Below are 14,716 nucleotides of genomic sequence, written 5' to 3'. Positions count from 1 at the left end.
CGTTTGCTCACACGACGAGGAGGAGGTGACCATGTTCCAGCGACTGCACGACCGGCTGTACCGGCACGACGCCGAAGCCGGCTTCTCGATCATCGAGGTGATGGTCGCCATGATGGTGTTCGCGGTCATGTCGATCGGGATCGCCTACGGCATCGCGAACAGCCTCCAGCTCACGCAGACCAACCGCGGACGCGAGACCGCGGTCGCCCTCGCCTCGCAGGACATCGACACCCTCCGCCAGACCGCGGCTGCTTCCACCGGGGGGATCTTCCGGGTCCTCAGCAAGTCCGGTCCGGACAACACGAAGACCATCGGCGGCGTCGAGTACGCGATCGACCGGAAGGTCAGTTGGGTGCAGAGCGACGGCGCGACCGGCGCGTGCGGGACCTCGAACGGCAAGCTCGCCTACAAGAGCGTCGTCGAGACCGTGACCTGGCCGAACCTGCGCGGCGGTTCCAGCACCACGTCGGTTTCGTCAGCGATCGCGCCGAGTGACGCGGTCACCGACCCCGGGTACGGCACCGTGATCATCTCGGTCACCACCGCTTCAGGAGCGCCCTACGAGGGTGTCGGGATCACCATCACCCCCGTCGGTGGCGGTGGCGGTGCAGCGCTGACGGCAGCGGTCCTCCCAACCGACGCGCAGGGCTGCTCGTACGCGGTGAACGTGTCGCAGGGCGACTACGCGGTCTCTGCGCGCGTCGACGGCGGCATCGACACGAACCAGCAGCAGCCGTCCGTGCAGTCGCCGATCTCGGTGACCGCCGGCGCGAGCTCGCCCGTCCCGTTCGTGTACGACCAGTCGAGCCAGCTGACCCTGCAGTACGCAGCCGGCTCCAAGGCGATGATCCCGACCAACATGCCCACGACGCTGTCGAGTACGGCCGGCGGGCTGGACGTCGTCAAGCCGTGGGACCTGGCCAGCACCTCGCTCACCGTCACCTCGAGTTCACAGCCGTCGGTGCCGGTGTTCCCGTTCGCCTCGGGCTACACCGTCTACGCCGGCCCGTACTCCAACAGCACCGGGAGTGCGACCAGCTGCCTCAGTCCCAACCCCTCGTCCTGGTCGACACCGAACGCCGCCAACGCGATCGGCGTGAGCCCGCCGTCGGTCGCCACTGCTCCCGGGAAGCCTTCGTCGGCCTCCGTGATGATGGGCGTCGCGACCGTCACCGGTGTGAAGGACCGTTACGTCACTGCCGTCTCGTCGGCGAACCCGGCCGCCGGCGACCCCGGCTGCGCCGCCGGCATGACGATGAGGTTCCCGGTCTCGACCGGGGACACCGCGACCATCGCCCTGCCCTTCGGCACGTGGACGCTCTACTCCGGGACGACGTTCGGGTCGACGACGAAGAATGAGATCGCGTCGAAGGCTTCGAACGTGAAACCCGTGACCAACGGCATGGTGAACCAGAAGACCGCGCTGGTGCTCATCAACTACGACAACACCCTGACCCTCGACCCCCGCGGGCAGACGTCGTGATGCGGGCCCTCCGACGCCTCCATCGCGAGCAGGCGGGGATCTCGCTGTCCGAACTGCTCGTCGCGGTCAGCGTGTCGATGATCATCCTCGTCGCGGTGGGCGGGTTCTTCACCGCCACCCTGCGCGCCGGGGTGACGAACACGTCCTCCGACCAGAACGCTCGGACGGCGTCGATCGCGATGAACTCGATCACGCGCTACGTGCACGCCGCGAGTCTGTTGCCGAAGTCGGACGGCACGTACGCCGCTGCGGTCACCCGGGCGGCCCCGACGCAGGTGGTGTTCTACGCGTACATCAACCTCGACGGCAACAGCACCGACAAACCCGTGCAGATCCGCTACTCGCTGAACGACGCGAAACGCCTCGTCGTGGACCAGTGGGACGGCACGGCGACGAACGGCTTCTACTCCTTTCCTGCGACGACCCAGACCCCGGCGCGGAGCCTGGTGGTGGGTGGTCCGATCGCCTCGCCGACGAGCGACGGTGTCGCGCTGTTCTCCTACCTCGGAGCCGACGGCAAGACGCTCGCGGCCCAGCCGGACGGAACACTGGCGACCACGCAGTTGGGCAACGTGCGAGCCGTCCGCGTGAACCTGGAACTCGGTTCCACCACCGCCGGTGCGAGCGGCAACACCCACGTGCAGAACACCCTGTACCTCTTCAACGTCGTCTACGGCACCAGCATCGGAGCAGGTTCATCATGATCCGTCGCATCAGCGCGGTCCTCGCGCGCGCCCAGCGCGACGAGCGCGGCATGGTCCTCGGCAACGTGCTCATCTTCGGCACCGTCATGATGCTGCTCGTCGCGACGATGATCGCCGTCTCGACCTCGGGCGCGGTCAAGGCTGCTTCGGACCGCAACTTCCAGAATGCGATGGCGGCCGCGTACGCGGGGCTCGCCGACTACCAGTCGAAGCTCTCGAACGACAACGGCTACGCGCTCTACGGCAACGCGAACGCCCAGTTCAGCAAGTCGAGCGGGTCGACCTTCGTCAACGCCGACAAGAACATCGCGTTCAGCAACTCCGGCTCGGACTGGGCACCGGTCGTCGGCTCGAGCGACCAGTGGTTCCGCTACGAGGTCGACAACTCCGACTACTCCGGCAAGGGCGTCCTGCGGGTCCGTGTCACCGGCAAGGCCGGGGGAAGCGTCCGGTCGCTCGTGGCCAACCTCAAGGGCGACGGGTTCATCAACTACCTCTACTTCACCAACTACGAGTCCTCGAACCCCGCGCTCACCGGGGCCAACTGCACGACCGCCTACCAGTGGCAATCGGTCGCCGGGAAGTGCGCGGCGGTGCAGTTCGCCGGCACCGACACCCTGAACGGGCCGATCCGGACCAACGACGTCTTCACCTCGGCGTGCTCGACGGTGTTCAACGGGTCGGTCGAACAGCACGACACGACCGTGAAACCGTCGAGCGGCACCTGCGCGGGGATGTTCAACGGCGGTGCGGCGACCGCGGTTCCGTACCTCGGTCTGCCCGCGCTGAACACGAACATGTCGCAGGAGACGCGGACCGACCTGCCCACGACGGTTCCGCGGCCAGGCTGCCTGTACACCGGACCGACCCGCGTGAAGTTCCTCGGGAACGGCAGGATGACCGTGTGGTCGCCGTGGTCACGGGCCACGCAGATCAAGGTCAACAGTTCGAGCGGGGCGGTCCTCGGCGCGGACGACCCGGCAAAGGCCGCAGCGCTGTGCGGGGCGATCTCGGATCTGCAAGGTTCCGCCGGTGCCACCATCCCGACCCTCCCCTCGAACCTGATGTACGTGCAGGACATCCCGTCTGCGTCGAACAACGTGAACGCGTGGGGTGCGACCTTCCCGTCGAAGTACACGAACACGTACTGCACGACCACGGTCACCGTGCGGTCGAACGGTTCGGCGACCAACACGAGCAACCAGCCGTTCAGCAACGGGCAGGGGTTCCCGGCCGCAGGCGAGTGGATCAACGGGGGATCGTCGGGTTCCTCGTACCAGACGGGTTCGGCGTCCGACACGTACAGCTGCACGGCGGGAGACGTCTTCGTCAGCGGGGCGTTCAGCGGGGCGATGACGATTGCCGCGTCCGGCACCGTGTGGGTCACCGACGACATCACCTACGTCAGCGCCACCAACGACGTACTCGGGCTCGTCGGCCAGAACGCCGTCGAGATCTCCAACCCTGCCCGATGCACCTCGTACCCGACCACCTACCAGTGGGGTGTCGGATACGTGGCGGACACCTCACGCTGCAACAGCTCGGGCGTGGGCCTGCTGAGCCGGTCTCCGGGTGAGTCGATCACCGTGTCGGCGGCGATCGCGAGCAACGCGGGCACGTTCTGGAACCAGAACTACGACATCGGCTCGAAGCTCGGCACCCTCAAGGTCATCGGTTCGATCGCGCAGAACTGGCGCGGGGCGGTCGCGACGACCGGCAACACCGGGTTCTCGAAGAACTACGTCTACGACCAGCGCCTGTTGACGACGGCACCCCCGAAGTTCCTGCAGCCGGTGTCGACCTCGTACGGGGTCACGACGCAGGTCGAGGTCCAGACCGCGTACACCGCAGGCGGTTCGTGCGCGACCACGACCGGTGGTGCGTGCCGATGAGCGGTCTCCAGGTGCTCGGGCCCGTCCTCCCCGGACTCTCCGCCGTGTTCGGACTGCTCATCGGCTCGTTCCTCAACGTCGTGGTGCACCGCGTGCCGGCGGGCCAGTCCGTGGTCTCACCACCGAGCGCATGTCCGACGTGCGAGCACACGATCCGACGCCGCGACAACGTCCCGGTGCTCTCCTGGCTGGTCCTGCGCGGACGCTGCCGTGACTGTTCCGCGCCGATTTCCGCGCGGTACCCCGCCGTCGAGTTCACCACCGCGGTCCTGTTCGGACTCACCGCCTTCGTGGTCGCGGGTCGCTCGCCTGCGGGGACGACCCGGGACACCATGGCGCAGGTCGTGGTCCTCGTCGCGTTGCTGTACTTGATGGCGATCAGCGTCGCACTCACCCTGATCGACGTCGCCACCCACACGCTCCCGAACGCGATCGTCTACCCGTCCGGGATGGTCCTCGCGGTGCTCCTCGTCGTCGCGAGTGCTGCCGACGGCGACTGGTCCGCTCTCGGTCGTGCGGCGATCGGTGCCCTCGGGTCCGGTGCCCTCTACCTCGGTCTCGCGCTGGCGGTCCCCGGCGGCATGGGTCTCGGTGACGTCAAACTGGCCGTGGTCCTCGGCCTCGTCCTCGCGTACCTCGGATGGGGACCCCTCGCAGTGGGTGCTTTCGGTGCGTTCCTGGTGGGCGGTACCGTCGCGATCGCGCTCCTCCTCGCCGGCCGTGCACGTTGGCGCGGCGGGCTGCCGTTCGGGCCGTCGATGCTGGTGGGGGCATGGCTCGGGATCGTCTTCGGGGACCTCCTCTGGACCGGGTACCTCCAGGTCCTCGGGGTCGCTTGAGCGACCACCACTCCATCTCCAACGAAAGCAGCATCATGGGCAAGAGCATCGTGGGCCTCGACATCGCGGGGTCGTCGATCCGCGCGGTCGAGGTCGTCGACGCCGACAAGGCACAACCGACGGTGGTGCGCTTCGCGGAGGTCCCCACTCCGCCGGACGCGGTGAGCCGCGGTGAGGTCCTCGAACCGAACACCGTCGCGGCCACCCTCCGCGAGCTGTGGTCGACGGGACGGTTCCGCTCGAAGGACGTCGTCCTGGGGATGGGGAACCAACGGGTGCTCTCCCGCGACCTCACGGTGCCACTCGCCCCGATGGCGCAGATCCGCGAGAGCCTCCCGTTCCAGGTGCAGGAGATGCTCCCGGTGCCGGTCGGCGACGCGATCCTCGACTTCTACCCGGTGTCCGAGGGGGAGAGCGAGAACGGCCCCGTCGTCCACGGGCTCCTGATCGCAGCCATCAAGGACGCCGTGCTCGCGAACGTCAAAGCGGTGCAGCTCGCCGGACTCAACCCGATCGGGGTCGACATGATCCCGTTCGCGCTCACCCGTGTCCTGCTCGGGCGCCAGGGGGTCCCGGGGACCGCGGCGGTGGTGCAGCTCGGCGCGGACACCACGAGCGTGGTCATCGCGACCGACGGGATCCCGCAGTTCGTCCGGATCATCCCGATGGGGGGCAACGACATCTCCCGCGCGCTGGTCGGGACCCTCGACATCACCTTCGACGAGGCCGAGGCAGTGAAACGCCACCTCGGGCTCGGTGGATCGGCACGGACTCCGGACGACGCCCGTGCCATCGCGGTGATCACGGCCTCGGTCCACGAACTCACGTCGAGCTTGCGGAACACGATCAACTACTTCGTCAACACCCGGCCGTCGGAACCCGTGACCCGGGTCGTGCTGACCGGTGGCGGGACCCGGCTGCAGGGCATGCGGGAGGCGCTCGCGGAGCAGACGCGCCTACCGGTCACGCTTGGCGCCGCGTTCGACGGTGTCGGACTCGCACGATCGATCCCGGCCGGCGATGTCGCCGATCACGTCGATGCGATCACGGTCGCCTTCGGGTTGGCAGTAGGGAGCAGAGCAGCATGACCGTCACAGAAGTGCGACCCGTCGATGCGGTCGGTGCGGCACGACCGGAGCGTCCCCGGCGGAGTGCTCGCGGCGCGCAGGTGTCGATAGCCGGTCGAGAACCCCGCGTCGATCTCCTGCCCTCCGAGGTCCACGTCGAGCGTCGGGAGCGGGGCGTCGCGCGACGTGCGTGGCTCGGTGTCCTCATCACGGCGGCCGTCGCGGCACTCGGCGTCGGCGCAGCGGCGGTCCACCAGCTGGACACCGCATCGTCACTGACCGCGGCGCAGGCCGAGACGGCGTCGTTGCTGCAGCAGCAGCAACGTTTCTCCGACGTCCGGCAGGTCGAACAGGACAGCCAGCTCCTGGAGGCGGCACGAACCGTCGGAGGGTCGACGGAGATCGACTGGAACGGCACGCTGTCGCAACTCAAGAACGTGCTGCCGGCCGGCGTCACCATCACCTCGATGACCATCGACTCCGCTGACGTCACGACGGCGTTCGCACAGTCGGCGGTCCCGCTCGAGAAGGCCCGTGTCGCATCGATGCAGCTGACCGTGTCGAGTCCGACCATCCCCTCGGTACCCGACTGGACCGCTCGTCTGTCGCAGCTCAAGGGCTACGCAGACTCCACCATCACGTCGGTCGCGTTGCAGGAGGACTCCGGCGGGTACACCGCGACGGTCCAGGTCCACCTCGGCGAACGGGCGTTCGACGGCGAGTACACCCAGGAGCAGTCGAAGTGAACCGCAACCGCCTCTCGCTCGTCGTCGCGCTCGTCGCGATCGGAGCCGTGCTCGCCGGGGCGTGGTTCCTCGGGGTGCAGCCGCAGCTCGCCCAGGCTGCGGACAACTCCTCGCAGCAGACGGACATCGACGCCACGAACGCCCGGAACCAGGCCGAGCTCGCTCGGCTCCAAAAGGCGAGCGACGCACTCGCCGAGACGAAGACGAAGCTGGACGCGCTCCGCGCCTCGGTACCGTCGACGCCGTCGACGGAGGCCCTCCTCCGGGAGCTGAACGGCGCTGCGACCGCCGCTGGCGTCACGGTGACCTCGATAACCGTCGGAGACGCGAAGGCCTACGAGCCGGTAGCCGGCCAGGCCCCCGAGGAGCCGGCCGCCTCGGCGAGTGCCACGCCGAGCGCCGAACCGACCCCGACGGCGCCGACTGCCCGGACAGACGCTGCGATCAACGGATCGAACTTCGTCGTCATCCCGGTGACCGTGGCGGTACAGGGCTCGTACGACCAGGCGCTCGCCTTCACGAAGGCGGTGCAGTCCGGGCAGCGGCTGTTCCTGGTCACCGGCATCGCCTCGACGAGTTCCGACTCGGGAGCGAGCCCGATGGACGCGCAGGCGTGGTCGCTCTCCGGATCGGTCTACGTCCTCGCCGAGTCGGACACGGCCGCGAAAGGCTGACCCGACCCCCGCGGACTGGGGTCGGCCGCGCCACGCCGACCCCACTTCCGCGACACCCGTCGTTGTGATTACGATGCACCAGACGCCGTGATCGCGGCTGCTCATCCCCTCTCGAACGGTCGGCTCGAACCGGCCGTTCCTCGTCGTGCCCGGAGTCGCGCGTGTTGGTCGGAATCGTGGAATTCCTGGGTTGGTTCGGTGCAGTAACCGTTCTAGCCGGTTACATCTTGTTCTCCACCGGCAAGATCCCGAACGGCCCGCTCTACCAGCTGTTCAACCTCGTCGGCGGCCTCGCGGTGGCCATCAACGTCGCCGCGCACCACGCCGTCCCCTCGACCATCGTCAACGGGATCTGGGCGATCGTCGCCGTCGTCGTCCTGGTGAAGATGGGCCGAGCGCGCCGCGCGGCGAAGCGCGACGGATCCGTGTCCACCGAGCCGCCGGTCCTGCACGCTGAACCGGCCGCGACCACGGGGGTGCTGCCGGTCATCGGCCCGGCGCTGCGTGACCACGAGCCGGAGGGCAGCGCCGAGGCGGACGCCGCCACGGGCCTCCAGTCCGACGTCCCGACGGACGAGACGGACGAGACGGACGAGACGGCCGCGACGATGCCGGATTCCGCGCCCGCGCCCGCCCCCATGACGGAGACCGTCCCGATCATCACGGCGACGATCGCGCTCGCCCTGGTCGCCGCAGCGCAGGAGCAGTCCGACCGGGCGGACCGTCGCGAACACGCGGACGACACGGACCACGCCGAACCCGCTCGCTGACCAGCCGGTCGACGATACGATCGGCGCATGTCCCGGTGGTTGATCGCGACGATGACGTCCGTCCTCTTCATCGCGCTCGTGATTGCCGTCACGGGCTTCGAAGCCCTGCTCGCCGACGTCGAGGTCATCTCGCAGCCCGACGCCACCCCGTACCTCGGGCCCGCGATGGTGGTCGGTGGCGCGGTGGTGGTCTTCCTCGCGACCGCGGCCGGCGTGCGCGACGGCAACCCCGGGGTCACCGCGCTGGTGGCCGCAGCGACGGTCTACCTGGTCATGCTCGGCGTCGGAGCCGTGGGCTACGCGCTCGTCCGTTCGGACGCGACGGAGCTCCTCGTCTTCCCCGCGGGGTACGCCCTCGGGCCGTTCGTGGTCGGGTCCGTCGTGGTGGCGCTCCTGTCGGTGCTCGGCGGGATCACGATGGCTCGCCACCAGGCACGGACCGATGGCGGCTCGGGCGCGGCCGGGACGGCACGTCTGGACGGGCCTGACGAGCGCTCCGGGCACAACCGGACGAACGCGGGCGAGGAACCCGCCGGACGGTAGTGTTCGCAGGGCACGACGCACACGCAACGGGGGAACGATGAGCGACCAGCACGCGCAGGATCCGGTCCAGCAGGGCGGCTGGGGTGCCGTCCCGCCGGTGGCCTCGATCCGTGGGACCGACGGAATGTCCGAGGCAGCGGCCCAGGGGTTCGGTCCGGGTCCCGGCGCAGGAGCCCCCGGATTCCCCGGGATGCCCGGGATGCCCGGGATGCCCGGGGTGCCCGGACCGGTGCCGCAGCGTCCTCGCCGGAAGCTCCGCCGCGGTCAGCTCATCGGCATCATCTCGGGCGGCACGGCGGTCGTCCTGCTGCTCGTCGCCGGTGTCGTCGGGTACTCGGTCGGTTCCTCTTCGCACTCAGCGGACCGCCCGGTGCGGGCGTTCCTCGACGACCTGACGGCCGGACGCGTGGCCGACGCCCTCGACGACGCGGGCATCGAACGCGAGAAGACCGACGTGCTGCTCGGCGAAGCCGCCTACGCGAAGGCGTCGGACAAGGTCACCGGCTACCGCGTCGCCGCGACGCGCACGGACGGCGACACCGCGACGGTCCGCGCGTACCTGCGCCAGGGCGGGCAGGACGTCGCTGCGACCTTCACGCTGGACAAGACCGGGACGGACTGGGGTGTGTTCCCGATCTGGGAGCTGCAGGCCCCCGAGCTCGGATCGGTCGCCGTCGCCGTGCGGGGGCCGTCCGGTGCGGCGGTCACCGTCGCCGGCCGGAACGTGGAGACCGCGAAGGACGGCACGGTGAGCCTCCGAGCACTGCCCGGCACGTACGACGTCGCCTTCGACGGCGGCAAGTGGACCACGGCCCGAGGGGGAACGGCGAGCGTCAGCGGGTTCGGGCGGTCGACCTCGAACCCGGTGCAGATGACCACGACCCTGACCGCCGCCGGGCAGCAGGCCGCCAAGCGGGCGGTGGACGACTGGGTGGACGGCTGCATCGCCTCCACCGACGCCGCCCCCGCCGGGTGCAGCTTCTACGCGTACGGGCAGAACCCCGCGTACACGTACTCGAACCAGAAGTGGACGCTCGAGACGCGGCCGACGGTCCGGGTCGGCAGCTGGACGACGAACGGCTGGTTGATCACGACGACGGCGCCCGGCCGGGCGAAGTACACGGCCGACATCTCGGGTGCTGCCGGCACCGGAACGGCCTCCGCGGGGCCGCTCAACGTGAACGCGAGCGGGTACGTCACGGGCTTCTCGAGCGACGGCGCCACGTTCCGCTCGGCAGTGGGCAACGGGTCGTCCGACACCGGCTCATGACGGTGTCGGTTCCCGGGGTGACCCGGATTGATTTCGTCCCGTTACGCGGGTAGTCTCTACCGGGTGTGCGCCCTCGGGCGCGCCCGAAAAGTCCGGCGAGCGGGATCGCCCAGCCGGACCACTCCGTCCCCCACTCGAACACCCGCCGTCCGGCGGTGCTCAGCGTGGGACGAGGAAGCCGGCGGAACGCGCCGGCCAGAGAGCACGAGCGAAGAACCAGGAGAACAGTTGCCTACTATTCAGCAGCTGGTTCGCAAGGGTCGTACGCCGAAGGTCACCAAGACCAAGGCGCCCGCCCTGAAGGCGAACCCCCAGCAGCGTGGTGTGTGCACCCGCGTCTACACCACCACCCCCAAGAAGCCGAACTCGGCACTGCGCAAGGTCGCTCGTGTCAAGCTCTCGAACGGCACCGAGGTCACGGCCTACATCCCCGGTGAGGGCCACAACCTCCAGGAGCACTCGATGGTGCTCGTCCGCGGCGGTCGTGTGAAGGACCTCCCGGGTGTGCGGTACAAGATCATCCGTGGCGCCCTGGACACCCAGGCAGTCAAGAACCGTAAGCAGGCTCGTAGCCGCTACGGCGCGAAGAAGGGTTGAGTTAGATGCCTCGTAAGGGTCCCGCCCCCAAGCGTCCCGTCGTCGCCGACCCGGTCTACGGTGCGCCGATCGTCAGCCAGCTCGTCAACAAGATCCTGCTCGACGGCAAGAAGGGCCTCGCCGAGCGCATCGTCTACGGTGCACTCGAGGGCGTTTCCGCCAAGAACCAGCAGGACGCCGTCGTGACGCTGAAGAAGGCGCTCGACAACGTCCGTCCGACCCTCGAGGTCCGTAGCCGCCGCGTCGGTGGCTCGACCTACCAGGTCCCGGTCGAGGTCAAGCCGCACCGCGCGAACACCCTCGCGCTCCGTTGGCTCACCTCGTACGCCAAGGCCCGTCGCGAGAAGACGATGACCGAGCGTCTCATGAACGAGATCCTCGACGCGTCGAACGGTCTCGGTGCCGCGGTCAAGCGCCGCGAGGACACGCACAAGATGGCCGAGTCGAACAAGGCCTTCGCCCACTACCGCTGGTAGTCCCGGCACCGTCCGGGCGCCGGTGGCCAAGAACCCCGGCGCCCGGACGGCCGCCAACCTCTCCTACAACTCTTCCGGAGGAACCCTGTGGCACAGGACGTGCTCACCGACCTGAACAAGGTCCGCAACATCGGCATCATGGCGCACATCGATGCCGGCAAGACCACGACGACCGAGCGCATCCTGTTCTACACGGGCATCACGCACAAGATCGGTGAGGTCCACGACGGCGCTGCCACGATGGACTGGATGGCGCAGGAGCAGGAGCGCGGCATCACGATCACGTCGGCCGCGACGACCTGCTTCTGGGACAACAACCAGATCAACATCATCGACACCCCCGGTCACGTGGACTTCACGGTCGAGGTGGAGCGCTCGCTCCGCGTCCTCGACGGTGCGGTCGCCGTCTTCGACGGCAAGGAGGGCGTCGAGCCCCAGTCCGAGACCGTCTGGCGTCAGGCCGACAAGTACGACGTCCCGCGCATCTGCTTCGTCAACAAGATGGACAAGCTGGGCGCCGACTTCTACTACACCGTCGACACCATCGTGAACCGCCTCGGCGCGGAGCCGCTCGTGCTCCAGCTGCCGATCGGTTCCGAGAGCTCGTTCGAAGGCGTCGTCGACCTCGTCCAGATGCGTGCACTCACCTGGCGCGGCGACGCCAAGGGTGACGTCGCGATGGGCGCGAAGTACGAGATCGAAGAGATCCCGGCCGACCTGCAGGACCGCGCCGCCGAGTACCGCGAGAAGCTCATCGAGCGCGTGGCCGAGGCGGACGACGTCCTCATGGAGCGCTACCTCGAGGGCGACACCGACTTCTCGGTCGCCGAGATCAAGGCAGCCATCCGTGCCCTCACGGTCAGCAGCACGCTCTACCCGGTCCTCTGCGGTTCCGCGTTCAAGAACCGTGGTGTCCAGCCGATGCTCGACGCCGTCATCGACTACCTCCCGTCCCCGCTCGACGTGCCGCCGATGATCGGCCACGACGTCAAGGACGAGGAGAAGGAGATCATCCGCAAGCCCGACGCGTCGGAGCCGTTCTCGGCCCTCGCGTTCAAGGTCGCGGTGCACCCGTTCTTCGGTCGTCTGACCTACGTGCGCGTCTACTCCGGCTCGATCGAGTCCGGTGCCCAGGTCATCAACTCGACCAAGGGCAAGAAGGAGCGCATCGGCAAGATCTTCCAGATGCACTCCAACAAGGAGAACCCGGTCGCCAACGTGACCGCTGGCCACATCTACGCGGTCATCGGCCTCAAGGACACCACCACCGGTGACACCCTGTGCGACCCGACCAACCAGGTCGTCCTCGAGTCGATGACGTTCCCGGAGCCGGTCATCGAGGTCGCCATCGAGCCGAACACGAAGGCCGACCAGGAGAAGCTCTCCACGGCCATCCAGAAGCTCGCCGAAGAGGACCCGACGTTCCGCGTCGAGCTCAACGCCGAGACCGGTCAGACGACGATCAAGGGCATGGGCGAGCTCCACCTCGACATCCTCGTCGACCGCATGAAGCGTGAGTTCCACGTCGAGGCGAGCGTCGGCAAGCCCCAGGTGGCTTACCGCGAGACGCTCACCAAGATCGTCGAGCGCTACGACTACACCCACAAGAAGCAGACCGGTGGTTCCGGCCAGTTCGCGAAGGTGCAGATCGCGCTCGAGCCGATGGAGGTCACGAGCGAGAAGGTCTACGAGTTCGTCAACGCGACCTCCGGTGGCCGTGTCCCGCGCGAGTACATCCCGTCGGTCGACGCCGGTATCCAGGACGCCATGCAGGTCGGCATCCTCGCGGGCTACCCGACGGTCGGCGTGAAGGCCATCCTCAAGGACGGCGCGGCGCACGACGTCGACTCGTCCGAGATGGCGTTCAAGATCGCCGGCTCGATCGCCTACAAGGAAGCGGCTCGCAAGGCCGGTCCGGCGATCCTCGAGCCGATCATGGCCGTCGAGGTCCGTACTCCTGAGGAGTACATGGGCGACGTCATCGGTGACCTGAACTCCCGTCGTGGCCAGATCGCCTCGATGGAGGACGCCTCGGGCGTCAAGGTGGTCCGCGCGAGCGTGCCGCTGTCCGAGATGTTCGGCTACGTCGGCGACCTGCGGTCGAAGACCTCTGGTCGTGCGGTCTACTCGATGACCTTCGAGACCTACAGCCAGGTCCCGGCCAAGGTCGCCGAGGAGATCATCGCGAAGAACGCGGGGGAGTAGCGCTCAGCGCTTCTCCACAGGCGGGGGCGCCCGGCGACGGGCCCCTCGCCACCAAGTAAAGTACAGACACACACCGCGCACCAACGGTCCCGAGCCCATCCAGGGCCGGCCGGGGGTGACGCTTCCGAGTCCTGAGGAGGACCCACAGTGGCCAAGGCCAAGTTCGAGCGCACCAAGCCGCACGTCAACATCGGAACCATCGGTCACGTCGACCACGGCAAGACCACGCTCACGGCGGCGATCACCAAGGTTCTGCACGACCAGTACCCGGACCTCAACGAGGCCCGCGACTTCGCGCAGATCGACAACGCTCCCGAGGAGCGCCAGCGCGGCATCACGATCAACATCTCGCACGTCGAGTACCAGACCGAGAAGCGTCACTACGCGCACGTCGACGCCCCCGGTCACGCCGACTACGTGAAGAACATGATCACGGGTGCGGCACAGATGGACGGCGCGATCCTCGTGGTCGCCGCCACCGACGGCCCGATGCCCCAGACGCGTGAGCACGTCCTGCTCGCCCGCCAGGTCGGCGTCCCCTACATCGTCGTCGCACTGAACAAGTCCGACATGGTGGACGACGAGGAGATCCTGGAGCTCGTCGAGCTCGAGGTCCGCGAGCTCCTCGGCTCGCAGCAGTTCGACGAGGACGCCCCCGTCGTGCAGGTCTCGGCGCTCAAGGCGCTCGAGGGCGACGAGAAGTGGGTCAAGTCGGTCCAGGACCTCATGGCCCAGGTCGACGAGCACGTGCCGGACCCGGTGCGCGCCACCGACCAGCCGTTCCTGATGCCGATCGAGGACGTCTTCACGATCACCGGTCGTGGCACGGTCGTCACCGGTCGCGTCGAGCGTGGCACGCTCAACCTGAACGCCGAGGTCGAGATCGTCGGCATCCGCGCGACGCAGAAGACCACGGTCACGGGCATCGAGATGTTCCGCAAGCTGCTCGACCAGGCGGTCGCCGGTGACAACACCGGTCTGCTCATCCGTGGCCTCAAGCGCGAGGACGTGGAGCGCGGCCAGGTCGTCGTGAAGCCGGGTTCGGTCACGCCGCACACCGAGTTCCAGGCGAACGCGTACATCCTGACCAAGGACGAGGGTGGGCGTCACAACCCGTTCTACGCGAACTACCGCCCGCAGTTCTACTTCCGCACCACGGACGTCACCGGCGTCATCACGCTGCCCGAGGGCACCGAGATGGTCATGCCCGGCGACACCGTCGCCATGACGGTCGAGCTGATCCAGCCGATCGCCATGGAAGAGGGCCTCCGTTTCGCCATCCGTGAGGGTGGTCGTACGGTCGGTGCCGGTACGGTCGAGAAGATCATCAAGTAACTCCGGTTCCTTGCGACAGCGGGGTCGGGCCTTCGGGTCCGGCCCCGCTTCGTCGTGTCCGGTCACTGACGGGCCGTAGAGGGCACCGGACAGGAGGCCCGGGGCGGCGCCCGCC

Annotated in this window: 14 protein-coding genes; all 14 read left to right on the top strand. The window is 68.3% G+C overall.

The window, feature by feature from the left end; genetic code table 11:
* Positions 1–31 precede the first annotated feature (31 nt).
* The 14 genes from DEJ08_RS17070 (at position 32) to tuf (ending at position 14,601) form a co-directional block, all read left to right on the top strand.
* Complete coding sequence (locus tag DEJ08_RS17070) at positions 32–1,483, top strand: type IV pilus modification PilV family protein (RefSeq protein WP_146248430.1); 1,452 nt, start codon at positions 32–34, stop codon at positions 1,481–1,483.
* Positions 1,483–2,187: a PilW family protein gene (locus tag DEJ08_RS17065; protein WP_111053722.1), complete on the top strand. Its 705-nt coding sequence runs from the start codon at positions 1,483–1,485 to the stop codon at positions 2,185–2,187. The genes DEJ08_RS17070 and DEJ08_RS17065 overlap by 1 nt, the downstream gene beginning before the upstream one ends.
* Positions 2,184–4,079, top strand: a complete 1,896-nt coding sequence (locus DEJ08_RS17060) for a hypothetical protein (protein WP_111053723.1) — start codon at positions 2,184–2,186, stop codon at positions 4,077–4,079. Before DEJ08_RS17065 ends, DEJ08_RS17060 begins: the two co-directional genes overlap by 4 nt.
* A complete protein-coding gene (locus tag DEJ08_RS17055; protein ID WP_111053768.1) occupies positions 4,076–4,918 on the top strand; it encodes a prepilin peptidase in 843 nt (280 codons plus the stop codon). The genes DEJ08_RS17060 and DEJ08_RS17055 overlap by 4 nt, the downstream gene beginning before the upstream one ends.
* Before the next feature lie 35 nt (positions 4,919–4,953).
* Positions 4,954–6,006, top strand: coding sequence for a type IV pilus assembly protein PilM (pilM, locus tag DEJ08_RS17050; protein WP_111053724.1), 1,053 nt, complete (start codon positions 4,954–4,956; stop codon positions 6,004–6,006).
* Positions 6,003–6,731: a PilN family protein gene (locus DEJ08_RS17045; RefSeq protein ID WP_181438901.1), complete on the top strand. Its 729-nt coding sequence runs from the start codon at positions 6,003–6,005 to the stop codon at positions 6,729–6,731. Before pilM ends, DEJ08_RS17045 begins: the two co-directional genes overlap by 4 nt.
* Entirely contained in the window at positions 6,728–7,405 is a 678-nt protein-coding gene (locus DEJ08_RS17040; protein WP_181438902.1) for a type IV pilus inner membrane component PilO, read from the top strand. Before DEJ08_RS17045 ends, DEJ08_RS17040 begins: the two co-directional genes overlap by 4 nt.
* A gap of 161 nt (positions 7,406–7,566) precedes the next feature.
* Positions 7,567–8,175, top strand: a complete 609-nt coding sequence (locus DEJ08_RS17035) for a CBU_0592 family membrane protein (protein ID WP_502869437.1) — start codon at positions 7,567–7,569, stop codon at positions 8,173–8,175.
* Positions 8,176–8,202: 27 nt separating this feature from the next.
* Positions 8,203–8,718, top strand: a complete 516-nt coding sequence (locus DEJ08_RS17030) for a DUF6121 family protein (RefSeq protein WP_111053727.1) — start codon at positions 8,203–8,205, stop codon at positions 8,716–8,718.
* Positions 8,719–8,755: 37 nt separating this feature from the next.
* Positions 8,756–9,988: a hypothetical protein gene (locus DEJ08_RS17025; protein WP_111053728.1), complete on the top strand. Its 1,233-nt coding sequence runs from the start codon at positions 8,756–8,758 to the stop codon at positions 9,986–9,988.
* A 228-nt stretch (positions 9,989–10,216) separates the two neighbouring features.
* Positions 10,217–10,585: a 30S ribosomal protein S12 gene (gene rpsL, locus DEJ08_RS17020; protein ID WP_017885540.1), complete on the top strand. Its 369-nt coding sequence runs from the start codon at positions 10,217–10,219 to the stop codon at positions 10,583–10,585.
* Positions 10,586–10,590: 5 nt separating this feature from the next.
* On the top strand, positions 10,591–11,061 hold the full coding sequence (gene rpsG, locus DEJ08_RS17015; protein ID WP_017885539.1) for a 30S ribosomal protein S7: 471 nt from the start codon (positions 10,591–10,593) through the stop codon (positions 11,059–11,061).
* Between the two features lie 87 nt (positions 11,062–11,148).
* A complete protein-coding gene (fusA, locus tag DEJ08_RS17010; protein WP_027466735.1) occupies positions 11,149–13,266 on the top strand; it encodes an elongation factor G in 2,118 nt (705 codons plus the stop codon).
* 147 nt (positions 13,267–13,413) lie between these two features.
* Positions 13,414–14,601, top strand: coding sequence for an elongation factor Tu (tuf, locus tag DEJ08_RS17005; RefSeq protein WP_027466734.1), 1,188 nt, complete (start codon positions 13,414–13,416; stop codon positions 14,599–14,601).
* Positions 14,602–14,716 lie beyond the last annotated feature (115 nt).

This window comes from Curtobacterium sp. MCLR17_054 (assembly GCF_003234335.2).
GTDB classification, from domain to species: domain Bacteria; phylum Actinomycetota; class Actinomycetes; order Actinomycetales; family Microbacteriaceae; genus Curtobacterium; species Curtobacterium flaccumfaciens.
Note: the sequence above shows the minus strand (reverse complement) of the source record. Positions and strands in the feature narration are given on the sequence as shown.

Bases quoted from the DNA above. Each gene is read 5' to 3' on its own strand.
- DEJ08_RS17070 (WP_146248430.1), top strand. From the start codon at position 32: ATGTTCCAGCGACTGCACGACCGGCTGTACCGGCACGACGCCGAAGCC.
- DEJ08_RS17065 (WP_111053722.1), top strand. From the start codon at position 1,483: ATGCGGGCCCTCCGACGCCTCCATCGCGAGCAGGCGGGGATCTCGCTG.
- DEJ08_RS17060 (WP_111053723.1), top strand. From the start codon at position 2,184: ATGATCCGTCGCATCAGCGCGGTCCTCGCGCGCGCCCAGCGCGACGAG.
- DEJ08_RS17055 (WP_111053768.1), top strand. From the start codon at position 4,076: ATGAGCGGTCTCCAGGTGCTCGGGCCCGTCCTCCCCGGACTCTCCGCC.
- pilM (WP_111053724.1), top strand. From the start codon at position 4,954: ATGGGCAAGAGCATCGTGGGCCTCGACATCGCGGGGTCGTCGATCCGC.
- DEJ08_RS17045 (WP_181438901.1), top strand. From the start codon at position 6,003: ATGACCGTCACAGAAGTGCGACCCGTCGATGCGGTCGGTGCGGCACGA.
- DEJ08_RS17030 (WP_111053727.1), top strand. From the start codon at position 8,203: ATGTCCCGGTGGTTGATCGCGACGATGACGTCCGTCCTCTTCATCGCG.
- DEJ08_RS17025 (WP_111053728.1), top strand. From the start codon at position 8,756: ATGAGCGACCAGCACGCGCAGGATCCGGTCCAGCAGGGCGGCTGGGGT.
- rpsG (WP_017885539.1), top strand. From the start codon at position 10,591: ATGCCTCGTAAGGGTCCCGCCCCCAAGCGTCCCGTCGTCGCCGACCCG.